The following is a 23,141-nucleotide window of genomic DNA, read 5'->3' on the forward strand; positions in this document are numbered from 1 at the left end:
GTCAGTTTCCGAGTTCGAACACGACGTCGAGATTGACCGAAAGGACGTTTTCGCCGGGTGAGATCGGCGTGGACTCGGCGCGATCCATCGCCTTCATCGCCATCATCGGCATCGGACGCGGCGGGGCGAAGCTGCCGCCCTCGCTGATGCTGACGATGCGGCGCACCTTCCTGCCCAGCGTCTTGGCGTACATTTCGGCGCGGGCCTGGGCCTTTTCGACCGCCGCACGGCGGGCTTCGTCGTAGGCGGCTTCCTTCTTGGCGTCGTCCAGGTCGAAGGTCGGGCCGTTGATCTGGTTGGCGCCGGTGGCGACCAGCGCATCCATGATCTTCCCGAGCTTGGCGATGTCGCGCACGGTGATGTTGACGTTGTTGATCGCCTGGTAGCCGGTGATCGTCGGCGGCTGGTTCTCGCCGTACTTGTACTGCGGGTTGAGGTTGACGCCGCTGGTCTGCACGTCGCGCTCGGCGATGCCGGCGGCCTTGATCGCCGCGATGACCTTCGCCATCTGCTCGGCGTTGGCGCGCATGGCGGCGTTGGCGTCGGCGGCCTGCGTGACCACGCCGGTGGACAGCGTGGCGATGTCGGGCGCGCGGCGGGCCTCGGCCTGGGCGGACACGTTGAGCAGCGTGCCTTCGGTGGCGACGTAGGGCGTGGTCTGGGCGGGGCTCACGGCGGGGACGGCTCCGAGGGCGAGGACGGCGGCAAGGACGAGCGGACGCAGGGAGAGGCGGGACAGCTGGGGCATGACAACTCCTTGGGTTGGAAGGGCCGTCTGCGTGACGGACCCTAGGGTCTGGACGATCCGGTGAACGATTCGTGAGCTTCGTCGGGGTTGCAGATGATGCCCCACCCTGTGCCCCAGTCAGCGCGGGTTATGCTTCGCCGATGCTGTATCTCGCCTCCAAATCCCCTCGTCGTCGTGAACTGCTGGGCCGGCTCCTGTCCGGCCGGCCGGGTGCCGAATTCGGCCTGCTCGACATCGACATCCCCGAACATCCGCAGCCCGGCGAGCCCGCCGAGGACTACGTGCGCCGCGTCGCGCGCGAAAAGGCAGGCGCCGGCCTGCTGCGGGTGATGTCCAACCCGTCGGCCGTCGTGCTCGGCTCCGACACCGAGGTCGTGCTCGACGGCGAGGTCTTCGGAAAACCCGTCGACGACGCCGATGCCGCATCGATGCTGCGCCGGTTGTCCGGCCGCACGCACGAGGTCGTCTCGGCCGTGTACGTGGTCTCGGCCTCGCGCGAACTGCACGCCGTGTCGCGTTCGGAGGTCACCTTCGCCGAACTCACGCCGGCACGGATCGACGCCTACGTCGCCAGCGGCGAGCCGCACGGGCGTGCCGGCGCGTATGCGATCCAGGGCCTGGCCGAAGCCTTCACCGTGCGGCTGTCGGGCAGCTATTCGGGTGTGATGGGCCTGCCGCTGTACGAGACGGCCACGCTGCTGCGCGAATTCGGGGTCATCGAGTGAGCGAAGAGATCCTCGTCAACGTCACCCCGCGCGAGACGCGCGTCGCCGTCGTCGAGAACGGCATGCTGCAGGAGCTGCACATCGAACGCGGCTGGCGTCGCGGCGTGGTGGGCAACATCTACAAGGGCAAGGTGCAGCGCGTCATGCCCGGCATGCAGGCGGCGTTCGTCGACATCGGGCTGGAACGCGCGGCGTTCCTGCACGCGGCCGACATCGTCAAGCCCGTGCCCGTCGCCGAAGGCGAGAACGCCGGCGAGGAAGCCCCGCTGCCGCCCGCGCCGACGCGGCCCATCGCCGAACTGCTGCGCGAAGGCCAGGAAATCGTCGTGCAGGTGGTGAAGGACCCCATCGGCAGCAAGGGCGCGCGGCTCACCACGCAGCTGAGCATTCCCTCGCGGTACCTTGTGCTTCTGCCGCGCACGCGCGTGGTCGGCGTGTCGGCGCGCATCGAGGACGAAGCCGAGCGCGCGCGCCTGAAGAACCACATCACCTCGCTCTCGCCCTCGGGGGAAACCCACGGCTACATCGTGCGCACCAACGCCGAGGGCCAGCCGGAGGAGCAGCTCGCCGAGGACGTCGCGTACCTGGGCCGCGTGTGGGGGCTGATCGAAGAACGCGCCCGCAGCGCGAAAGTCGGCGAGCGCGTGTACGAGGATCTCAACCTCCCGCTGCGCGCGGTGCGCGACCTGATGCGCAAGGACGTGGAGAAGGTGCGCGTGGATTCGCGCGAGACCTGCGAGCGCCTGCGCGTGTTCGCCGCGCAGTACATGCCGGGGCTGGACGAGAAGATCGAGCACTACACCGGCGCGCGGCCGATCTTCGACCTGTACGGTGTCGAGGACGAAATCCAGCGTGCCCTCGACAAAGAAGTGCCGCTGAAATCCGGCGGCTACCTGGTCATCGACCAGACCGAGGCGATGACGACGGTGGACATCAACACCGGTTCGTTCCTCGGCCAGCGCAACCTCGAGGAGACGGTGTACCGCACCAACCTCGAAGCCGCGCAGTCGGTCGCGCGCCAGCTGCGCCTGCGCAACCTCGGCGGCATCATCATCATCGACTTCATCGACATGACCGACGCCGAGCACAAGCGGCAGGTGCTGCGTCAGCTGGAGAAGTCGCTCGCGCGCGACCACGCCAAGACCACGGTGTACGACTTCTCGCCGCTGGGCCTGGTGGAGATGACGCGCAAGCGCACCACCGAGAGCCTGGAGCGCCAGCTGTGCGAGCCATGCCACGAATGCGGCGGTCGCGGCACGCTGAAGACGCCGGAAACGGTGACGTACGAGATCTTCCGCGACATCGTCCGCCAGGTGCGCCAGTTCGACGCGCAGCGGCTGATGGTGATCGCGTCGTCCAAGGTGGTCGCGCGCATCACCGACGAGGAGTCGGCGGCGGTGGCCGAGCTGGAGGAATTCCTGGGCAAGTCGATCCGCTTCCAGGCGGACGACCAGTACGCGCAGGAGCAGTTCGATGTCGTGCTGCTCTGAGCGGAACGGGAACGGCGAGGCGGGAGAGGACGGTCCAGTAACGCTGCGTTGGCGCGGCCGGTCGGACAATGGCGGGCGCCATCCGTCCCGCCGTGCGATGTCCCGCCGCCCGTGCGCGTCCGCATCGCCGGATCGCGCGGCCGGGGCGTTCCCCGGTTCCCGCCCTCGCACCCGCATCCCGCGCCATCTGGAAAGCCGCTGATCCCATGCCCACCCCGCTGCGTCGCCGCATGCGCATGGCCCGTCGTGGACTGGGCTATCTGGTCGCGCTGTCGCTGGTGCTCATCGCGCTGGTGCTGGCCGTGGCCAGCCAGGTGTTGCCGCTGGCCGAGAGCAATCCGCAGCGCGTCGCCGCCTGGCTGAGCGAGCGCGCCGGGCGACCGGTCGCGTTCGATCGCGTGGAAACCGCCTGGACCCGGCGCGGCCCGCTGTTGCGCCTGGACAACCTGCGCGTGGGCGCCGGGGATCGGGCCTTCACGATCGGCGACACGGAAATGCTCGTGTCCGTCTACGCCGGCCTGCTGCCGGGGCATGCGTTTTCCGAACTGCGCCTGCGCGGGCTCGACCTGACCCTCGAACGCGCCGGCGACGGTCGCTGGCAGGTGCGCGGCCTGCCCGGACAGGCGCAGCCGCAGCAGGCCGATCCGTTCGCCGCGCTGGAAGGGCTGGGCGAACTGCAGGTCATCGACGGCAAGATCACCGTGATCGCGCCGAGCCTGGGCATCGACGCGCACGTGCCGCGCATCAACCTGCGCCTGCGCGTGGACGGCCCGCGCGTGCGCGCCGGCGTGCGTGCGTGGCCGAGCGTGAACGTGCCCGGCGCCGCGTCCTCGCCGCTGGACACGGTGCTCGACTTCGATCGCGTGAAGGGCGACGGCCGCGCCTATATCGGCGCACGCCGCGCGGATCTGGCCGCGTGGGCGCCGCTGCTGCAGATCGCCGGCGTCGGCAGCGAATCCGGCGAAGGCCGCGCCGAAGCCTGGGCCGACCTGCGCGACCACCGCATCACGCAGGTGATCGCCGACGTCGCGCTCGATCGCGTCGGCCTGCGCGGCGCGCCGCTCGCCGGCGGCGCGGTCCCGCGCGTGCAGTTCGCGCGCGTGGCGGCGCTCGCGCGCTGGCGCACGATCGACGGCGGCTGGCGCGTGGACGCGAAGACCCTGCGCATCGAAACCGGCAAGGACGCGCAGAAGCTCGACGGCCTCGTCGTTGCCGGCGGCACGCGCTACGCGCTGCTGGCCGACCGCATCGACGCCGGCCCGCTGCTCACCGCCGCCTCGCTCAGCGACCGTCTCGCGCCGGGCCTGCGCGTGTGGCTGCACAACACCCGTCCGCGCGCATCGCTGCGGGAGGTCGAAGTCACCGGCGTGCGCGGCGGTGCGCTGCGCGCGCAGGCACGCATCGATGCGTTCGGTTTCGATGCGGTCGGCAATTCGCCCGGCCTGAGCGGACTGGCCGGGCAATTCCTCGGCGATGCGGACGGCTTCGCGCTCCAGTTCGATCCCGCCTCGCCGATGCGCTTCGACTGGCCGCGCGGTTTCGGCGTGTCGCATGCGGTGACGCTGCAGGGTTCGGTCGGCGGCTGGCGCGAAGGAGAGGGCTGGCGCATCGGCACGTCCTCGCTGGCGGTGAAGGGCCAGGGCTTCGGCGTGCACGCGCGCGGCGGGCTGTGGTGGCAGGGCGACGGCTCGCGTCCGCGCATCGACCTGGCCGCCGACATCGACGAAGCGCAGGTGCCGGTCGCGAAGGGCTTCTGGATCCGCCACGTGATGGCGCCGAAAGTCGTGGCATGGCTCGACAACGCGCTGCTTGGCGGGCGCCTGCACGACGGCCGCGCGGTGGTGTCGGGCGATCTGGACGACTGGCCCTTCCGCGACCGCAACGGTCTTTTCGAAGCGAGCGCGAAACTCGACGACGCCATCATCAAGTTCCAGCCCGACTGGCCGGCAGTGGAAGGCTTGAACGCCGATGTCGCCTTCGTCGCCGACGGCTTCACCGTGCAGGGGCAGGGGCGTCTTGCGGGCGTCGCGATCCCGCAGATCCGCGCGGGCATCGACCACTACAAGGGCGGCGCGCTGACCGTGCAGGCGCAGGGCAATGCCGATGCGGCGCAGCTGCTGAACCTGCTGCGACACAGCCCGTTGCAGAAGGAACATGCCGACACGTTGAAGAACGTCGTCGCCAGCGGGCCGGCCAAGGTCGGCTTCGACATGGAGATGCCGCTGCGGCCGAACCAGGTCACGAAGATCGCCGGCACCGTGCAGCTCGAACGGGCGAAACTCGCCGATCCGCGCTGGAAACTCGCGTTCGAACAGGTCAGCGGCAAGGCCGAATACGCACGCGGCGGCTTCCGCGCCGATGGCCTGAAGGTGCTGCACGAAGGCCAGCCCGGCGCGCTGTCGCTGCGCGCGGGCAACGAGTTCGTGCGCGACAAGGGCAACGTGTTCGAAGCCGGGCTCGATGCGCAGATGTCGGCGAAGGAACTGCTCGACCGCGCGCCGGAAATGGCATGGCTGAAGCCGCATGTCGACGGACGTTCGGCGTGGACGGTCGGCATCGCGATCCCGAAAGCCGCGCCGGGCCGGACCGCGCCGACGCTTCTGCAACTTCAGTCCAACCTGGTCGGCACCGCGCTCACGCTGCCCGAGCCGCTGGAAAAGCCGGCCGGCGAATCGCTCGCGACGTCGGTCGAAACCCCGTTGCCGATGGGCGGCGGCGACATCCGCGTGAACCTCGGCAACGTGATCGCGGTGCGCGCGCGCACGGCGACCGACGCGGCCGGCAAGAGCCAGACCGGCGTGCGACTCGCGCTCGGCACCAACCGCGTCGACGACGTGCCGCCCGCGCACGGGCTGGTCGCGACGGGGCGCGCGGCGCAGCTGGACGCGATCGACTGGATCGCGCTGCTGGAAGGCGGCGGCAGTGGCGGCGACGGCCTCTCGCTGCAACGCATCGACGTCACCGCGCAGAAGTTGAACCTGCTCGGCGGCGTGTTTCCCGACACGCATCTGGTCGTCGTGCCGGCCGCGAACGGCGCCACCGCCGTGCAGGCCGAAGGCGCCGCGTTGCAGGGCGCGGTGCTGGTTCCCGCGGGCGAGGGCGCGACCATCGCCGGGCGTTTCGACCGCATGTACTGGCGCGCGCCGAAGCGGGCCACGCCGGGTGCCGCGTCGCCGGCGCCGCCGGTCGCGGCGCCCGCGGACGATGCGTTCAACCCGGCGAAGATCCCGCCGCTGACCATCGACATCGCCGACCTGCACGTGTCCGACGCGCGCCTGGGCGAAGCGAAGCTGCGTACCCGACCGACCGCGACCGGCATGCGCATCGAACAGGTGCAGATGCGCGCGCAGAAGCAGCGCATCGACGCGAGCGGCGACTGGCACGGCCGCGGTGCGTCCGCGCGCACGCAGCTGGACGTGAAGATCGACAGCCAGGACCTGGGCAGCCTGCTCGCCGGGTTCGGCATGGGCCAGCAGCTCGGCGGCGGCACCGGCACGATGCATTTCGCCGCCGGCTGGGCGGGAAGTCCGGCGGCGTTCAACGTCGCCTCGCTCGACGGCAGCCTGGAGGCCGACATCCGCGACGGTCGCCTGCTCGAAGTCGAACCCGGCGCCGGACGCGTGCTCGGCCTGCTCAGCCTCGCCCAGCTGCCGCGCCGGCTGATGCTGGATTTCCGCGACTTCTTCAACAAGGGCTTCGCCTTCAACCGCGCCGGCGGCAAGGTGAACTTCGCCGGCGGCATGGCGCGCAGCGACAACCTCTCCATCGACGGGCCGGCCGCGTCCATCGGCATCCGCGGCACCGCGAACCTGCGCGCGCAGACGTTCGACCAGACCATCGAGGTGCGCCCGAAGGCCGCGAACCTGCTCACCGTCGCCGGCGCGCTGGCGGCTGGCCCGGTGGGCGCGGCGATCGGCGCGGCGGCGAATGCGGTGCTGCAGAAGCCGATCGGCGAGATGGCCTCGCGCACGTACCGCGTGACCGGGCCGTGGAAGGAGCCGAAGGTCGAGGTGGTGAGCGGGCAATCCGGCCAGGCGAAGGCCGAGGAACCGCCGCCGGAAACATGAGGCCCGCCGCCGGAACGCGCCTGAATCCCGCCCCGGCCGTGCCGCGCAAGCCGTTGCGTTCGCCCGTTGTGCCACCATCTCCTTCCTGATCACCCCCCATCGCCGCCGGGGATTTCCCCGGCTGGACACGCAGTGCCATTGCCGGCCGCATGCCCGCTGCCGGCCGGCGTTCCACTCCAGAGAGCCCGCATGACCCTTCCCATCCAGATCGCCGAAAACCGCCTGTTGTTGCCCGCCGGCCTCGATGCGGGCGGCCTCGAACGCACCCTCGGCACGCTGCTCGGCCCGGGCGTGGATTTCGGCGATCTGTATTTCCAGCACGCGCGCCGCGAGAGCTGGACGGTCGAGGACGGCATCGTCAAGGACGGCGCGCATTCGATCGAGCAGGGCGTCGGTGTGCGAGCGATCAGCGGCGAGAAGACCGGCTTCGCGTATTCGGACGAAATCAACACGCAGGCGCTGCTGACCGCGGCGAAATCCGCGCGCGCCATCGCGCGCGACGGTTCGGTGCAGGCGCCGCATTCGCTGGTGCGCGGCGGCGGTCGCGAGCTGTACGTGCCGGAAGATCCCATCGACGGCTACGCGAACGAAGCCAAGGTCGAAGCGCTGCGTCGCGTCGACCGCATGCTGCGCGCCGCCGATCCGCGCGTGAAGCAGGTGATGGTGTCGCTCTCCGGCGGCGTCGACACGATCCTGGTCGCGCGCAGCGACGGCGTGCTCGCCGCCGACGTGCGCCCGCTGGTGCGCCTGAACGTGCAGGTGATCGTCGAACACAACGGCCGTCGCGAAAGCGGCTACGCCGGCGGTGGCGGGCGTTACAGCTATTCCGAACTGCTCGACGGCGACAAGCCGGAAACGCTCGCGCGCGAAGCGCTGCGCCAGGCCCTGGTGAACCTGGAGGCGATCGATGCGCCGGCCGGCGTGATGCCGGTGGTGCTCGGCAACGGCTGGACCGGCGTGCTGCTGCACGAAGCCGTCGGCCACGGCCTGGAAGGCGACTTCAATCGAAAGGGCACCTCGACCTACGCCGGCCGCCTCGGCCAGCGCGTGGCATCGCCGGGTGTGACCATCGTCGACGACGGCACGCTGCCGGGACGTCGCGGTTCGCTCAACGTCGACGACGAAGGCACGCCGAGCAACTGCACGACGCTGATCGAGGACGGCGTACTGGTGGGTTACATGCAGGACACGCTCAACGCGCGCCTGATGGGCATGGCGCCGACCGGCAACGGCCGTCGCGAGTCCTTCGCGCACCTGCCGATGCCGCGCATGACCAACACCTACATGCTGGCGGGCACGCACGATCCGGAAGAGATGATCCGCTCGGTGAAGAAGGGCCTGTACGCGGTGAATTTCGGCGGCGGCCAGGTCGACATCACCAACGGCAAGTACGTGTTCTCGGCGACCGAGGCCTACCTGATCGAGGACGGCAGGATCACCGCGCCGGTGAAGGGCGCCACGCTGATCGGCAACGGCCCGGAAACCATGCAGCGCGTGAAGATGATCGGCCACGACCTCGCGCTGGACGAAGGCGTCGGCGTGTGCGGCAAGGACGGCCAGAGCGTGCCGGTCGGCGTGGGCCAGCCGTCGCTGCTGATCGACCAGTTGACGGTGGGCGGGACGCAGGCGTGAGCCTGCGGACACCGGGAGCGTCGAATATCCGAGCGTTTGTGGCCCGGGTAAGCGCGGCGCACCCGGGTGCTTTCCGCGGCTCGCCGTGCATCGTTCGAGCAATGCGTTCCCCGGATGCGCTGCGCTTATCCGGGCTGCAAGGGCAGGCCTCAGCGCGCGTCGTCGAACGTCTCGTCCGCACCCTCGAGGTCGTCGTCCCCCGACGCGCCGCCCACGATCAGTTCGCGCAGCGCCCGGTACAGCTCTCGGAACGCGCGCGGCGGCTTGTTCTTCCGGCGTTCGTCCAGCGCGCTGCGCACCAGTGCGCGCAGGTGCTGGCGATCGGCGGTGGGATGTTCGTCGAGCAGCTGCGCCAGCGCCGCGTCGCCATCGGCGAGCAGGCGCTCGCGCCAGGCTTCCACGCGATGCATCGCCGCGACTTCGCGCCGCGCCGCTTCGCCGCTTTCGTCCAGCGCGTCGCGGATCGCTTCGAGCACCTCGTCGTCCTCGCGGCGCATCTGCTTGGCCAGGTACGCCAGCTGGCGCTTGTGCGCGATGTGCGAGGTGATGCGCCTGCATTCGCGGATGTGCGGCAGCAGCGATTCGGGCACCGGCAGTTTCGCCAGCTGCGCCTCGGTCAACGCGACCAGCTTTTCGCCCAGCGCCAGCACTTCCAGCGCGTCGCGCCGGTTCTGGCTCCGGCTGGGGCTGAAGAACTCGCCGGTTTCCTCGTCTCTACCGCGCATGGCGCACCTGCCGCAAACAAAAGATCGGACGCGGATTTTCGCGGATGCCCGCGCATAAAGCACGTTTGAACCGCCATCCCGCTCCCGCATTATCCGCATTCATCCGTATGGATCCGCGTCAAGAAAGCATTCCCAAGGAACGACAGTGAGCCAGATCGCCGCCCCGAACCTCCCCGCCTACGCCGCCTCCCTTGGCGACAGCCACGCGCGCCTGGACGCGCTGGCGGACCTCTCGCAACGCCTGCTCGAGCGCGCCCGCGCGCGCGGCGCCACGCAGGCCGAGGTGTCGTGCTCGGAGGAGTCGGGCCTCAACGTCAACGTCCGCATGGGCGAGGTGGAGACCGTCGAGTCCACCCGCGACCGCGGCATCTCCGTCACCGTCTATTTCGGCCAGCGCAAGGGCAGCGCGAGCACCGCCGACCTGCGCGAGGAAAGCCTCGACGCCACGGTCGAGCAGGCCTGCGCGATCGCCCGCCACACCGAGGACGATGCCGCCGCCGGTCTCGCCGAGGCCGCACTGATGGCGACGGACCTGCGCGAATTCGACTCCTGGCATCCGTGGCCGATCGACGCCGACCGTGCGCTGGACCTCGCGCTGGCCTGCGAACAGGCGGGCCGCGATTCGGATTCGCGCATCGGCAACTCCGACGGCGCCTCGCTCGGCACCGGCGAAAGCATCAGCGTCTACGCCAATTCGCACGGTTTCATCGGCCGCGAGCGCAGCACCCAGCACAGCCTGGGCTGCGCGCTGATCGCCGGCCGTGGCGACGCGATGCAGCGCGACGGCTGGTACAGCATCGGCCTGTCGGCCGACGACCTGGAGCCGGCCGCGAGCATCGGCCGCAAGGCCGCCGCGCGTGCGGCTTCGCGCCTGGCGCCGCGGCAGATTCCGACCGGAGACTACCCGGTGCTGTATTCGGCCGAGATGGCGCGTTCGCTGATCGGCCATCTGCTCGGCGCGGTGTCCGGCGGCGCGCTGTACCGCCGCGCGAGCTTCCTCGTCGACAGCGCCGGGCAGACGCTGTTCCCGGACTGGTTCGGCATCGAGGAACTGCCGTTCCTGCCGCGCGGCTTCCGTTCCGCGTCGTTCGATGCCGAAGGCGTGGCCACGCGCGAATCGCCGCTGGTGAAGGACGGCGTGCTGCAGCGGTACATCCTCGGCAGCTATTCCGCGCGAAAGCTCGGACTGCAGACCACCGCCAACGCCGGCGGCGTGCACAACCTGCAGGTCGCCGCGAACGCCGGCGACTTCGAGTCGATGCTGCGCGGCATGGGTCGCGGCCTGCTGGTCACCGAGCTGATGGGGCAGGGCGTCAACAACGTCACCGGCGATTATTCGCGCGGCGCGGCGGGGTTCTGGATCGAGGGCGGCCAGATCCAGTACCCGGTCGACGGCATCACCGTCGCCGGCAACCTCCGGTCGATGTTCGCGGCGATCGAGGCGGTCGGCACCGACGTGGACCCGCGTTCGCACGTGCGTACCGGCTCGATCCTGATCGGCCGCATGACCGTGGCGGGCGAGTCCGAATCGGACGATTGATCGGTTTGGTGCTGTCGCGCAGGTTTGCTTGACCTGCTCGACGGCTCGGCGGAAAGTGGCCTGGTCCATTCAGGAAACCCCTGGGAGCCAGGCCATGAGCGAGAACCCGATCGACCCGAGCCAGTCCTCCGCACCCCCGCCGCCGCCGGGCCATCCGAGCGGCGTGGCCGCCGACCAGCGCCAGTGGGCCATGTTCGCGCACCTGTCGGCGATCGCCGGCGCGGTCCTGACCTCCGGCGTCGGCGGCTGGGGCACGTTCCTCGGCCCGCTGATCATCTGGCTGGTCAAGAAGGACACGATGCCCTTCGTCGACGATCAGGCGAAGGAAGCGCTGAACTTCAACATCACCGTGGCGATCGTGTTCTTCGCGCTGTGGGTGCTGGTGTTCGTGACACTGGGCATCGGATTGCTGATCGCGATCCCGGCGTGGTTCGTCATCGGCATCGCGTGGCTGGTGTTCACGATCATCGCCGCGATCAAGGCGAACGATGGGGTGACGTACCGGTATCCGTTCGCGCTGCGGCTGGTGAAGTAGCGCCCGCCTTGAGGTCTTCGCGATGCAGGACGCCCGCTCTTTGTGAGCGGGCGTTTTGTCTTGGGTAACACACGGGCACTCCATTGACGGTTCCCCGGCTCACCGTCATTCCAGCGAAAGCCGGAACCCATTTTGCTGTTGCTGTTGCCCGTCATCCCGGCCTTCGACGGGATGGCGGTGAACGTGGTTCACCGATGCGGAAGTGCCCGTGCGTTACGTGGCCTGGATCCCCGTCGTCGGGATGACGATCTTCTCCGGAAGGCGATGCCGCTCTTGTAGCCCGGGTAAGCGAAGCGCACCCGGGTTTGGAGAAGGGATCGCGCCCCGGGTGCGCTTCGCTTACCCGGGCTACAACAGCAACGGCGACGCCGTCAGCAGCACCAACGCGGACGCCATCGCTGCCGCCGCAACGCAAGCGCAGCAGACCTCAACGATCCCGTTCGATCGCCATCCGCCCCAGCGCCGCCAGCGCATTCGTGCGTTCCCCGAACGAAGACAGCGCTTCATCCATCCCGCGACGCAGCTCTTCCAGCCGCGCACGCGACGCGTCCAGGCCGATCAGCGCCGGGAACGTCGCCTTGTCCTGCGCGACGTCCTTGCCGGCGGTCTTGCCAAGGGTGGCGCTGTCGCCTTCGATGTCGAGGATGTCGTCGCGCACCTGGAAGGCCAGGCCGAGCGCCGCCGCATAGCGGTCGAGGGCATCGAGTTCATCGGCGCGAGCGCCGCCGCACAGCGCGCCCATGCGCACCGCCGCGCGGATCAGTGCACCGGTCTTGAGCGAATGCAGGCGCTCCAGCGCCTGCACCGACAGCGAACCGCCGTTCCCCGTCGCGGCAAGATCCAGCGCCTGGCCGCCGCACATGCCGGCAGCGCCGGACGCCGTCGCCAGCGTGCGCAGCAGTTCCACGCGCGTGGTCGCGGCGACGTCCGCATCGGCGAGCACTTCGAAGGCCAGCGATTGCAGCGCATCGCCGGCGAGCACCGCCGTGGCTTCGTCGAAGGCGATGTGCACCGTCGGCTGGCCGCGACGCAGCGCGTCGTCGTCCATCGCGGGCAGGTCGTCGTGCACCAGCGAATAGGCGTGGATCAGCTCGACCGCCACCGCCGGCGCGTCCAGCACGTCGGCGTCCGCGCCGAGTGCGGAACCGGCCGCGTACACCAGCAGCGGGCGCATGCGCTTGCCGCCGAGCAGCACCGCATGCCGCATCGCCGCGTGCAGGCGCTGCGGCGGCGAATGCGGGTCGGGGAGGGCGCGTTGCAGCGCGGCGTCGGCGCGTTCGCGCCAGCGCGCGAGGTCAGACATCGCCGCGGTTCGACGAGCCGGCATCCTGCGGCGGCGGCGCGGAGAACGGTTCTCCGGACGCCGGATTCTGCGGATCGCTGAGCAGGCGCACGCGCAGTTCGGCTTCCTCCAGCGCGCTCTGGCAGCGGCGGTACAGGCCGACGCCGCGTTCGTACGCGGCCAGCGAGTCTTCCAGGCTCATCTCGCCGTGTTCCATCTTCTCGACCAGCTGCTCGAGCGCGTCCAGGGACTGCTCGAAATCGCTGACGGGCGAGGTGGACGGCGTGTCGTCTTGGGCGGGTGTGCGTGCCATGCGGGAAGTGTGCGACCCGCCCCGGCGGGGGTCAATTGCCGGCCACGGCGGTTGCGGCGTGCGTCGCGTCTTGGCGGCGCCAGGTGAGCCGCGCGCCGCGTTCGCGCAGCCAGATGTCGAAACGGGCCGAATGGACGAGGTCGCCGGCGGCGAGCAGTTCGCCGTCCGGATCGCCCAGCAGCGGCAGGCGCTCCCGCTCCCACGGCGGCACGCCGAGTTCCTGCAGCACGTGCTTGAGCGCGTGCGAATGCGTGCGGCCGGGGCGCACCAGCCGTTCGCCGCCCTGGCGGGTGTGCACCCGCAGCGGGGTGTCGAATCCGGTCGCCCCTTCCAGCATCAGCACGTCGCCGCCGGGAAGCGCGAGCGGCGCGCGTCCGTCCCATTCGATCTGCCACTCCTCCGGCAGCGGCGGACGTGCCACGTCGGCATGCAGCAGGTCGCGCCACGCGCGCAGCACGGCGCCATGCCAGTGGAAGACGGGATCGGCATCGTCGCGTGCGGCGAGGATCTCGCGTTCGACGCGTTCGATACCGTTGCCCGGCAACGGAGGCAGGGCGAGCGTGTCGATCCACCGACGCAGCACGCGCGCACGCCGCGCCGGTGGCAGCGCGAGCAGGCGCGTGCGCGAGAGGCAGTGCGGATCGGCGGTGGCTGCGTCGGCGAACGCCTGCGCATCGCCGTCGTCGAGCAGCGCGTCGGCCTGCCCGCACAGCATCGCCGAACGCGCCAGCGCATCGGAGGCGTGCGGCCAGCGTTCGCGCAGCAGGGGCATCACCCGTTGACGCAGGAAATTGCGATCGAACGCGGTGTCGGCGTTGCTGGGATCGTCGATCCACGAGAGCGCATGCGCCCGTGCGTACGCGAGCAGCGCGTCGCGGTCGACCTCGAGCAGTGGTCGCCACAGATGCCCGGGCCCGAACGCACGCCAGCGTCGCATCGCCGCGAGCCCGTCCGGCCCGGACGCGCGAAGGGCGCGCAGCAGGAAGGTTTCGGCCTGGTCGTCGTGATGGTGCGCCAGCACCAGCACTTCGCCCGGCGCGAGCGCGCGTGCGAACGCGTCGTGGCGCGCCGCGCGCGCGGCGGCTTCCGGGCCGTCGCCGCGCATCGCGACGTTCACGCGGATGACCGTGAGCCGAACGCCAAGCGCTTCGCAGGTGCGCGCGCAATGAGCGGTCCAGCGGTCGGCGTCGGCGTGCAGGCCGTGGTGGACGTGGATCGCGCGCAGCCGGTCCACCGCCCCGGTGCCCGCCAGCAGATGCAGCAGCACCGTGGAATCGAGGCCGCCGCTGTAACCCACGCAGACGGGCGCCGCCGGGCGGTCGTGCAGGGCGGTGGCGAGCGGGGCGGGCATCGCGCGATGGTGCCACGGTCGTGGAATGCAGCAACCCATCGATGGGGGCTGCATCGCCCGCGTCGCGGACGCACCATTCCTCCATCCCCCGCATCGGTCTTCACAGGAGTTGCCCGTGTCCCGGCTTTTCACCCCGTTCGAGCAGCGCTCGCTCACCCTGCGCAATCGCCTGGTGGTGGCGCCGATGTGCCAGTACTCCGCGGTGGACGGCGTGCCCAACGACTGGCACCTGGTGCACCTGGGCAGCCGCGCGGTGGGCGGCGCGGGCGCGATCATCGCCGAGGCCAGCGCGGTCTCGGCCGAAGGGCGCATTTCCCCGGCCGACACCGGCCTGTGGAACGACCGCCAGGCCGAGGCCTGGTCGCGCATCGCGCGCTTCGTCGCGTGCCAGGGCACGGTGCCGGGCATCCAGCTGGCGCACGCCGGGCGCAAGGCAAGCGTCGCGCCGCCGTGGCTGGGCGGCATCGGGGTGACGCCGGACGACGGCGGCTGGACGCCGGTCGCGCCGAGCGCGATGGCCTTCAGCGAAACCTCACCGCATCCGCGCGCGCTGGAAACCAGCGAGCTGCGCAACGTCGTCGACGATTTCGCCTGTGCGGCGTGGCGCGCGCAGGCAGCGGGATTCCAGATCGCCGAGATCCATGCGGCGCACGGCTATCTGTTGCACCAGTTCCTGTCGCCGTTGTCGAACCATCGCACCGACGAGTACGGCGGTTCGTTCGAGAACCGCACGCGCCTGCTGCTGGAAGTGATCGACGCCGTGCGCAAGGTGTGGCCGGAGCGCCTGCCGCTGTGGCTGCGCGTGTCGGCGACTGACTGGATCGAGGGCGGCTGGGATATCGAGGAAAGCGTCGAACTGGCGCGCCTCGTGAAGCAGCGCGGCATCGACCTGATCGACGTGTCCACCGGCGGCGTCGCGCTGGGCGGGAAGATTCCGCTGCATCCGGGCTACCAGGTGCCGTTCGCGTCGCGCATCCGGCGTGAGGCGGGCATCGCGACGGGGGCGGTCGGGTTGATCACGAAGTCGGATCACGCCGAAGCGATCATCGAGGAAGGTGACTCGGACGTCGTGCTCATCGCACGCGAGCTTTTGCGCGATCCGTATTTCCCGCGGCGTGCGGCGAAGGAGCTGTCCGGCGAGCTGCATGGGCCGGAGCAGTATTTGCGGGCCTGGTGAAGCGCGCGCCGGCGGCTTGAACCGAAAGCTGCTTTCGTAGCCCGGGTATGCGAAGCGCACCCGGGGACGGTCACGTCCAACCCGGGTGCGCTGCGCTTACCCGGGCTACAAACAACAGCCAGCCTTACGCCGCCTCGTACGCCCCGTAACTGCGCAGCCGCTGATAGCGGCGTTCCAGCAGTTCGTCGACCGGCAGCGTCGCCAGCGCGTCGAGTTCGTTGAGCAGCACGGCCTTCAGGCGCGTGGCCATCTGCTTCGGGTTGCGATGCGCACCGCCGATGGGCTCGCGCACGATCTTGTCGATCAGGCCCAGGCCGAGCAGGCGCTTGGCGGTGAGGCCGAGCTGTTCGGCCGCATCCTTCGCCTTGGCCGCGTCCTTCCACAGGATCGACGCGCAGCCTTCCGGCGAGATCACCGAATACGTGCTGTATTCCAGCATCAGCGTGCGATCGCCCACGCCGATCGCGAGCGCGCCGCCGGAGCCGCCTTCGCCGATCACGGTGCAGATGACCGGCACCTTCAGCTCGCTCATCTCCAGCAGGTTGCGGGCGATGGCCTCGGACTGGCCGCGCTCCTCCGCGCCCACGCCCGGGTACGCGCCGGGCGTGTCGATGAAGGTCAGCAGCGGCAGGCGGAAACGTTCGGCCAGCTTCATCAGGCGCAGCGCCTTGCGGTAGCCCTCGGGGCGCGGCATGCCGAAATTGCGCTTGATCTTGCTCTTGGTGTCGCGGCCCTTCTGGTGGCCGATGATCACCACGCTGCGGCCGTTGATACGGCCCAGGCCGCCGACGATGGCGGCGTCGTCGGAATAGGCGCGATCGCCGGCGAGTTCCTGGAACTCGTCGCACATCACGCGGATGTAGTCGTTGGTGTACGGGCGCGCCGGGTGGCGGGCCAACTGCGAGACCTGCCACGGGGACAGGTCGCGAAAGATCTGCGCGGTGCGGATGCGCAGCTTGTCCTGCAGCGCGTGCACTTCGGCATCCACGTCCACGGCCGGGCCGTTGCTGGCGTGGCGCAGTTCCTGGATCTTGGCTTCCAGGTCGGCGATGGGCTGCTCGAAGTCGAGGTAGTTCGGATTCATGCTCGGGCCGGTGGCCGGAAAGTGGGACAGTCTAGCCGAGGCCGGGTGACCGTACCGAGAGGTGTGTTGCTGGTATGGAGTTCCGGGAGAAGCCGACCGCTGCCCACTGAAAACGACTTCATGGACCGGCCCCGCCACCCGCGTGCTTGAATCCGGGCTGGGCATCGGAGGGGAGAGGGGATGAAGGCCACGCATTGGGCGCTCGTCGCCGCACTGCTATTCGCGGTCGCCGGGCCGGCCGCCGCCGCCGGCTGGCGCCACCTGGGCGATGCCGACAGGGTCGAGCGCCGCCCCGACGGCGTCGTCGTCCACAGCGGCACCGCGCGGCTGGAGGTGAGGGTCCATGCCGACGGCGTGTTCCGCGTCCGCCTCGCCCCGGACGGCAGGTTCGACGCCGATCCCTCCTGGGCCGTCGTGCAGGGGGCCGAGCCCGTGCGCGTGCGGATCGACGAAACCCGCGCCGCCGTCCGCGTCGTCGGCGATGGCGTCGCCGCGATCGTGCACCGTTCGCCGCTGCGGGTGGATTTCGTCGATGGCAACGGCCGCACTCTCCTCGCCGACGAAGCGTCGCTGCCGCTGGCCTGGCTGCCCGGCGAACACGGCACGCGCGTGCGCGTGTGGAAATCGATGCCGGAGGACGAGCATTACTACGGCCTGGGCGACAAGGCCGGGCCGCTCGACCGTCGCGGCCGCGCGTTCGCGATGTGGAATCGCGATGCGTATTCGTGGCAGGGCCATACCGATCCGCTGTACAAATCGATCCCGTTCTTCATCGGCCTGCGCGGCGGCATCGCGTATGGCGTGTTCTTCGACAACACGCATCGCAGCAGCTTCGATTTCGGCACGGAATCCGACGGCGTGCTGTCCTTCGGCGCGGAAGGCGGTGCGCTCGATTACTACTTCATCGCCGGCCCGCAGCCGGCGCAGGTGATCGAACGCTACACCGCGCTGACCGGCCGCACGCCGTTGCCGCCGTTGTGGTCGCTGGGGTTCCAGCAGTCGCGCTACAGCTACAACCCGGAAGCGAAGGTGCGCGAAATCGCGAAGCAGTTGCGCGAACATCACATTCCGGCGGACGCGATCTACCTCGATATCGACTACCAGAAAGGCTACGCGCCGTTCACCGTCGATCGCGCGCAGTTCCCCGGGTTCGAGCGGATGATCGCCGACCTGCGTGGCGAAGGGCTGCGCACGGTGCTCATCACCGACCTGCACATCAAGCACGATCCGGGCAACGGCTACGCGGCGTTCGATTCGGGGCTGCGCGCGGACGCGTTCATCCGCAATCCCGACGGCTCGCTGTACGTCGGCGAAGTGTGGCCGGGCGACGCGGTGTTCCCGGACTTCACGCTGTCGCGCGTGCGCGGCTGGTGGGGCGGGCTGTATCGCGATTTTGCCGCGATGGGTGCCGCCGGCTACTGGAACGACATGAACGAGCCGGCGGTGTTCGACGGTCCCGGCGGCACGATGCCGCTGGATACGCCGCATCGCATGGACGACGGCACGACGCGCGAGCATCGCGAGATCCACAACGTCTACGGCATGTTGAATGCGCGCGCCACCTACGAAGGGTTGCTGGAACTGCAGCCGGCGCGGCGGCCGTTCGTGCTCACGCGCGCGGCCTATGCGGGCGCGCAGCGTTACGCGGCGACGTGGACCGGCGACAACACCGCGAGCTGGCACCACCTCGCGCAGAGCACGCCGAACCTGCTGAGCCTGGGGTTGTCGGGCATGGCGCTGGCTGGCGACGACGTCGGCGGCTTCATCGGCTCGCCGCCGCCGGACCTGCTGACGCGATGGTTCCAGCTGGGCGCGTTCAACCCGGTGTTCCGGAATCACGCCGCCACCGACACGCGCCCGCACGAAGCATGGGTCGACGGCCCGCAACACGAAGTGCTGCGGCGCGAGGCGATCGAGCTTCGTTACCGCCTGATGCCGTATCTCTACACCGCGGCCGAGGAGAACGCGCGCACCGGCATGCCGATCATGCGGCCGGTGTTCCTGCGTTATCCGCAGGCGGAGGCGTTCTACAGCAACGATCGCGATTTCCTGTTCGGCGGCGATCTGTTCGTCGCGCCGGTGGTGGACGAACGGCTGGATGCGCATGCGGTGTCGTTGCCGCCGGGTGCGTGGTATGCGTTCGGGACCTCGCAGCGATTCGTCGCCTCGAAGGAGCCGGTGAAGATCGATCCGCGTCCCTCGCGCACGCCACTGTATGCGCGTGCCGGCGCGATCGTGCCCATGCAGGCGCTGGTGCAGCATACGGGCGAGGTGCCGGCGGGGCCGCTGGAATTGCAGGTGTATCTGCCGGAGGCGGGTTCGGAGGAGTGCCGGGGCGCGTTGTACCAGGACGATGGCGAGACGTTCGGGTATCGCGACGGGAAGTTCCTTCGCGTGACCTATGCGTGCTCGGCCGAGGCGGCGGTCGCGTCGGTGAGCGCGCAGGTCGCGCATGACGGATTCACGCCCTGGTGGAGTGCGACGCGCGTGACGATGTTCGGCGTGCCGCAGCGGCCGTCTGCCGTGCGCGTGGATGGGAGGGCGATCGCGGGGTGGAAGCACGACGCGTCGGCGAAGACGGTCACGCTGGAAGTGCGGGGTGGGGTGCGCGATTGGACGGTCGAGGTTCTGCGCTGAGCGGTTGCGACGTCCGGCGAAGGCCACGTACACGAGCTGCGAAGCTTCATCGAGCGCACGCGGCCACATCGTTGCATCGCATGTCCCGACCCCAACCCCTCTCCCGAGGGAGAGGGGCTCAATATCGGGTGCTCAAGCGTCCTGGCAAAACCACGCGTTCCCGCTAGCGATCAATTCGCCCAAGGCTTGGAAAGCGCCAGCTTCACCGCCCGCACCCCCGGCGTCGCGCGCAGGCGCGAGGGTAACTCCGCGTCGGCGCGGATCGACTGCGTGCCGTTGAGGTCGAGCGAACCGGCGGCGCCGCGGCGCACCAGCAAATCCATCCGGATCGGCGTCGAGCCCGGGCGGAACGACGACAACAGCGCGTCCACGCGCTGCATCGTGCCCGGTTCGCGCAGGTCCAGGCGCAGCATCAGCCGCTGCGCGTGCTTCTCGCAGATCTGCTCGAAACTCCAGCAACGCGACGCGCGCAGTGCGAAGCCGCCACTGAAGCTGTCCTCGCGCAGGCCGCCCTGGATCACCAGCAGGCGATCGCGCACCAGCAGCTGAGCGTACTCGCTGTAACTTTCATTGAAGAACGCGCATTCCAGACGACCGCGACCGTCCTCGATCTGCACGAACATCTGGCTGTCGCCCTTCTTGCGCAGGCCGACGACGAGTCCGGCGACGATCGTCTCGACTTCCTGGCGCCAGCCGCCGCGTTGTTCGGGGCGGTTTTCCCAGATCTTCTCCAGTGCGCTCAGGTCGTTGCCGATCAGCCCGCGCACTTCCTCGCGATACGGGTCGAACGGATGGCCGCTGAGATAATGGCCGAGCGTTTCGCGCTCGCCGTGCAGGATCTGCGTCAGCGGCCACTCGTCGGTTTCGGGCAGGTCCAGGTGCAGCGCGGGCGCGGCGGTTTCGAAACCGCCGAACAGCGACACCTGTCCGGCTTCGCGTTCCTTCGCGAGTTGGTCGGTCGCCTTCAGCACTTCCGGCAGCTGCAGCATGATGCTCGCGCGGTTCTTGCCGAGCTTGTCGAGCGCGCCCGCCTGCGTCAGCGCTTCCAGCGCACGACGATTGAGCTTGCCGCTGTCCACGCGCTTGCAGAAATCCAGCAGGTCGGCGAATTCGCCGGCGCGGCGCGCCTCGACGATCGCCTCGCACGCGCCGCGGCCGACGCCCTTCACCGCGCCCAGGCCGTAGCGGATCGTGGCGGCGTCCTTCGCCTCGAACATGTACGCCGACGCGTCCACGTCCGGCGGCAGCACGTTCAGGCCCATCACGCGGCATTCGTCGAGGAAGCTGGTGACCTTCTCGGTGTTGTCCATGTCGGACGACAGCACCGCGGCCATGAATTCGGCCGGGTAGTGCACCTTCAACCATGCGGTCTGGTAGGCGACCAGCGCGTACGCCGCCGAGTGCGACTTGTTGAAGCCGTACTCGGCGAACTTCTCCATCAGGTCGAAGATCGGCGAGGAGGTCTTCGGATCGATGCCGCGCTCCTTGCAGCCGGCCTCGAACTTGGCGCGCTCCTTCGCCATTTCCTCGGGCTTCTTCTTGCCCATCGCGCGACGCAGCATGTCGGCGCCGCCGAGCGTGTAGCCCGCCAGCACCTGCGCGATCTGCATCACCTGTTCCTGGTACACGATGACGCCGTAGGTCGGCGACAGCACCGGTTCCAGCAACGGATGCGGGTAGGTGACCTCGGTATGCCCGTGCTTGCGATCGACCCATTCGCGATCCATCCCCGAGCCCAGCGGGCCGGGGCGGAAGAGCGCGGCGAGCGCGATGATGTCCTCGAACGTGTCGGGCCTGGCGCGCTTGAGCAGTTCGCGCATGCCGCGCGATTCGAACTGGAACACCGCCACCGTGTCGCCGCGCGCGAACAGCTCGTAGCTCAGCTTGTCGTCGAGCGGCAGCGCGGTGATGTCGAACTGCGGCGTGGCGACGTTCTTGAACGTGTGGTTCATCGCCGGGCCGGCGTCGATGCCCTTCGCCGCGGCATCGGCCAGGCGCTTGTTGATCGCCTTCACCGCCCAGTCGATGATCGTCAGCGTGCGCAGGCCGAGGAAGTCGAACTTCACCAGGCCGACCGCTTCGACGTCGTCCTTGTCGAACTGCGTCACCGGGTTGCGACCGCGGCCCTCGCCGTCGTGTTCGGCGAACAGCGGGCAGAAGTCGGACAACGGGCTCGGCGCGATCACCACGCCGCCGGCGTGCTTGCCGGCGTTGCGCGTGAGGTCTTCCAGGCTGCGTGCCAGGTCCAACAGGTCGCGCACGTCTTCTTCGGCGTGGTAGCGCTGGATCAGGTCGGCCGAAGCGAGCGTGTTGTCGGACTTCGCCGCATCCGATTCGCCCAGCGCGTCGTCGAGCGAAATGCCGAGCGTGTTCGGGATCAGCTTGGCGATGCCGTCGACGAAGCCGTACGGGTGGCCGAGCACGCGGCCGGAGTCGCGCACCACCGCCTTCGCGGCCATGGTGCCGTAGGTGATGATCTGCGAGACGCGATCGCGCCCGTACTTGCGCGCGACGTAGTCGATGACTTCATCGCGCCGGTCCATGCAGAAGTCGATGTCGAAGTCGGGCATCGACACGCGTTCGGGGTTGAGGAACCGCTCGAACAGCAGGTCGTACGGCAGCGGGTCCAGGTCGGTGATGCCCAGCGCCCACGCGACCAGCGAGCCCGCACCCGAACCACGGCCCGGACCGACCGGGATGTCGTGGTCCTTCGCCCAGTTGATGAAGTCCGCCACGATCAGGAAGTAGCCGGGGAACCCCATCTTGATGATGACGTCCAGCTCGATTTCCAGGCGCGCGTCGTAATCCTCGCGCGACTTGCCGGGCGCGAGCGGGTTCTTCTCCAGGCGCCGGGCGAGGCCGTCGCGCGCGCTGCCACGCAGCCAGCTCTCGATGGTGTGCTCGCTCGGCACCGGGAACGCGGGCAGCGCGTATTCGCCGAGCTTCATCTCGACGTTGCAGCGCATCGCCAGCGAGAACGCGTTGTCGATCGCGTCGGGCACGTCGTGGAAGAGCGCCTGCATGTCCTGCGAGGACTTCAGGAACTGCTCGGCGCTGTAGTCCTTCGGCCGCTTGGGATCGTCGAGCACGCGGCCCGACGCGATGCACACGCGCGCTTCGTGCGCGTCGAAGCCTTCGGCGTCGATGAAGCGCACATCGTTGCTGGCGACGACCGGCATCGAGCGCGCGACGGCGGCGTGCAGCGCGAACGCGTTGAACGCGTCCTCGCCATCGCGGCCGGTGCGGGTGAGTTCCAGGTGCAGTCGTTCGCCGAACACGCCGCGCCAGTCCATCAGCCAGGCTTCGGCGAGCTCGTGGCGGTTGCCGATCGCGAGGCGTCCGGCAAGGCTCTGCCGTCCGGCCAGCGCGAACAGGCCGCCGTTGTCCTCGCGCAGCCATTCCGGGCGCAGCGCCACGCCGTCGGTGCGATGGCCCTCCATCCACGCGCGCGTGAGCAGGCGCGAGAGCGTGAGGTAGCCGGCGCGATCGCGGCACAGCAGCGTCATGCGCGAGGCGGCTTCGTTGCCGTCGGCGAGGCCGACATCGGCGCCGATGATCGGCTTGATGCCGGCGCCTTCGGCGGCCTTGTAGAACTTGACCGCGGCGAAGAGGTTGTCGAGATCGGTCAGCGCGACCGCGGGCTGCGAAAGCGCGACGCAGCGCTTCACCAGCTCGCCGATCCGGATCGTCGAGTCGGCGAGCGAGTATTCGCTGTGGAGATGGAGGTGGACGAAGGGGACTGCGGACATGCTGACGGCAGGTTATCAGCACCGGCGCGTGCTGCGCAGACTTGCATTTGCGCGGGACCGGGGACCCGGGACGGGGAGCGGGAAGA

The 23,141-nt window shown here is 69.6% G+C and carries 15 protein-coding genes; 8 read left to right on the plus strand and 7 right to left on the minus strand.

The window, feature by feature from the left end; translation table 11 throughout:
- Position 1 precedes the first annotated feature (1 nt).
- On the minus strand, positions 2 to 748 hold the full coding sequence (locus tag AC3ANK_RS05190) for an SIMPL domain-containing protein (RefSeq protein ID WP_484172294.1): 747 nt from the start codon (positions 746 to 748) through the stop codon (positions 2 to 4).
- A gap of 140 nt (positions 749 to 888) precedes the next feature.
- Between AC3ANK_RS05190 and AC3ANK_RS05195 the strand changes: the two genes are divergently transcribed.
- The 4 genes from AC3ANK_RS05195 to tldD all read left to right on the plus strand — a co-directional run bounded on the left by AC3ANK_RS05195 (position 889) and on the right by tldD (position 8,662).
- On the plus strand, positions 889 to 1,473 hold the full coding sequence (locus AC3ANK_RS05195; protein ID WP_206859656.1) for a Maf family protein: 585 nt from the start codon (positions 889 to 891) through the stop codon (positions 1,471 to 1,473).
- A complete protein-coding gene (gene rng / locus AC3ANK_RS05200) occupies positions 1,470 to 2,963 on the plus strand; it encodes a ribonuclease G (protein WP_206859655.1) in 1,494 nt (497 codons plus the stop codon). Before AC3ANK_RS05195 ends, rng begins: the two co-directional genes overlap by 4 nt.
- 206 nt (positions 2,964 to 3,169) lie before the next feature.
- Positions 3,170 to 7,030, plus strand: coding sequence for a YhdP family protein (locus AC3ANK_RS05205; protein WP_484172295.1), 3,861 nt, complete (start codon positions 3,170 to 3,172; stop codon positions 7,028 to 7,030).
- Between the two features lie 189 nt (positions 7,031 to 7,219).
- Positions 7,220 to 8,662, plus strand: a complete 1,443-nt coding sequence (gene tldD, locus AC3ANK_RS05210; RefSeq protein ID WP_484172296.1) for a metalloprotease TldD — start codon at positions 7,220 to 7,222, stop codon at positions 8,660 to 8,662.
- 149 nt (positions 8,663 to 8,811) lie between these two features.
- On the opposite strand, the gene yjgA is transcribed toward tldD, so the two are convergent.
- A complete protein-coding gene (gene yjgA, locus AC3ANK_RS05215) occupies positions 8,812 to 9,387 on the minus strand; it encodes a ribosome biogenesis factor YjgA (RefSeq protein ID WP_206859652.1) in 576 nt (191 codons plus the stop codon).
- Between the two features lie 154 nt (positions 9,388 to 9,541).
- Between yjgA and pmbA the strand changes: the two genes are divergently transcribed.
- Entirely contained in the window at positions 9,542 to 10,927 is a 1,386-nt protein-coding gene (gene pmbA / locus AC3ANK_RS05220; RefSeq protein ID WP_206860386.1) for a metalloprotease PmbA, read from the plus strand.
- A gap of 190 nt (positions 10,928 to 11,117) precedes the next feature.
- The gene (locus tag AC3ANK_RS05225; RefSeq protein ID WP_206860385.1) at positions 11,118 to 11,462 is read left to right on the plus strand and encodes a DUF4870 domain-containing protein; all 345 of its coding nucleotides are present in this window, start codon (positions 11,118 to 11,120) and stop codon (positions 11,460 to 11,462) included.
- A gap of 427 nt (positions 11,463 to 11,889) precedes the next feature.
- Here the strand turns inward: AC3ANK_RS05225 and AC3ANK_RS05230 are convergent, their stop codons facing one another.
- From AC3ANK_RS05230 to tilS, 3 genes are read right to left on the minus strand one after another with little or no spacing between them, the layout of a single operon-like run.
- Positions 11,890 to 12,765 (minus strand): polyprenyl synthetase family protein, encoded by an 876-nt coding sequence (locus tag AC3ANK_RS05230; RefSeq protein ID WP_206859651.1) that lies wholly within the window; start codon positions 12,763 to 12,765, stop codon positions 11,890 to 11,892.
- Positions 12,758 to 13,057 (minus strand): exodeoxyribonuclease VII small subunit, encoded by a 300-nt coding sequence (locus tag AC3ANK_RS05235; RefSeq protein WP_206859650.1) that lies wholly within the window; start codon positions 13,055 to 13,057, stop codon positions 12,758 to 12,760. Before AC3ANK_RS05235 ends, AC3ANK_RS05230 begins: the two co-directional genes overlap by 8 nt.
- Positions 13,058 to 13,088: 31 nt before the next feature.
- On the minus strand, positions 13,089 to 14,408 hold the full coding sequence (gene tilS / locus AC3ANK_RS05240) for a tRNA lysidine(34) synthetase TilS (protein WP_484172297.1): 1,320 nt from the start codon (positions 14,406 to 14,408) through the stop codon (positions 13,089 to 13,091).
- A gap of 115 nt (positions 14,409 to 14,523) precedes the next feature.
- On the opposite strand from tilS, the gene AC3ANK_RS05245 reads away from it, so the two are divergent.
- On the plus strand, positions 14,524 to 15,585 hold the full coding sequence (locus tag AC3ANK_RS05245; protein WP_484172298.1) for an NADH:flavin oxidoreductase/NADH oxidase: 1,062 nt from the start codon (positions 14,524 to 14,526) through the stop codon (positions 15,583 to 15,585).
- A 124-nt stretch (positions 15,586 to 15,709) separates the two neighbouring features.
- Here AC3ANK_RS05245 and AC3ANK_RS05250 read toward each other — a convergent pair whose 3' ends face one another.
- Positions 15,710 to 16,669: an acetyl-CoA carboxylase carboxyltransferase subunit alpha gene (locus AC3ANK_RS05250; protein WP_484172299.1), complete on the minus strand. Its 960-nt coding sequence runs from the start codon at positions 16,667 to 16,669 to the stop codon at positions 15,710 to 15,712.
- 180 nt (positions 16,670 to 16,849) lie between these two features.
- Between AC3ANK_RS05250 and AC3ANK_RS05255 the strand changes: the two genes are divergently transcribed.
- The gene (locus AC3ANK_RS05255; RefSeq protein WP_484172300.1) at positions 16,850 to 19,306 is read left to right on the plus strand and encodes a glycoside hydrolase family 31 protein; all 2,457 of its coding nucleotides are present in this window, start codon (positions 16,850 to 16,852) and stop codon (positions 19,304 to 19,306) included.
- A 170-nt stretch (positions 19,307 to 19,476) separates the two neighbouring features.
- Here AC3ANK_RS05255 and dnaE read toward each other — a convergent pair whose 3' ends face one another.
- On the minus strand, positions 19,477 to 23,055 hold the full coding sequence (gene dnaE, locus AC3ANK_RS05260; protein WP_206859639.1) for a DNA polymerase III subunit alpha: 3,579 nt from the start codon (positions 23,053 to 23,055) through the stop codon (positions 19,477 to 19,479).
- Between the last annotated feature and the right edge of the window lie 86 nt (positions 23,056 to 23,141).

It is taken from the genome of Lysobacter sp. SCRH-1R, assembly GCF_057747855.1.

Excerpts from the sequence above, each read along its gene's own strand:
- AC3ANK_RS05190 (WP_484172294.1), bottom strand. The coding sequence starts at position 748 with ATGCCCCAGCTGTCCCGCCTCTCCCTGCGTCCGCTCGTCCTTGCCGCC.
- AC3ANK_RS05195 (WP_206859656.1), top strand. The coding sequence starts at position 889 with ATGCTGTATCTCGCCTCCAAATCCCCTCGTCGTCGTGAACTGCTGGGC.
- AC3ANK_RS05205 (WP_484172295.1), top strand. The coding sequence starts at position 3,170 with ATGCCCACCCCGCTGCGTCGCCGCATGCGCATGGCCCGTCGTGGACTG.
- tldD (WP_484172296.1), top strand. The coding sequence starts at position 7,220 with ATGACCCTTCCCATCCAGATCGCCGAAAACCGCCTGTTGTTGCCCGCC.
- yjgA (WP_206859652.1), bottom strand. The coding sequence starts at position 9,387 with ATGCGCGGTAGAGACGAGGAAACCGGCGAGTTCTTCAGCCCCAGCCGG.
- AC3ANK_RS05225 (WP_206860385.1), top strand. The coding sequence starts at position 11,118 with ATGTTCGCGCACCTGTCGGCGATCGCCGGCGCGGTCCTGACCTCCGGC.
- AC3ANK_RS05230 (WP_206859651.1), bottom strand. The coding sequence starts at position 12,765 with ATGTCTGACCTCGCGCGCTGGCGCGAACGCGCCGACGCCGCGCTGCAA.
- AC3ANK_RS05235 (WP_206859650.1), bottom strand. The coding sequence starts at position 13,057 with ATGGCACGCACACCCGCCCAAGACGACACGCCGTCCACCTCGCCCGTC.
- tilS (WP_484172297.1), bottom strand. The coding sequence starts at position 14,408 with ATGCCCGCCCCGCTCGCCACCGCCCTGCACGACCGCCCGGCGGCGCCC.
- AC3ANK_RS05250 (WP_484172299.1), bottom strand. The coding sequence starts at position 16,669 with ATGAATCCGAACTACCTCGACTTCGAGCAGCCCATCGCCGACCTGGAA.
- AC3ANK_RS05255 (WP_484172300.1), top strand. The coding sequence starts at position 16,850 with ATGAAGGCCACGCATTGGGCGCTCGTCGCCGCACTGCTATTCGCGGTC.
- dnaE (WP_206859639.1), bottom strand. The coding sequence starts at position 23,055 with ATGTCCGCAGTCCCCTTCGTCCACCTCCATCTCCACAGCGAATACTCG.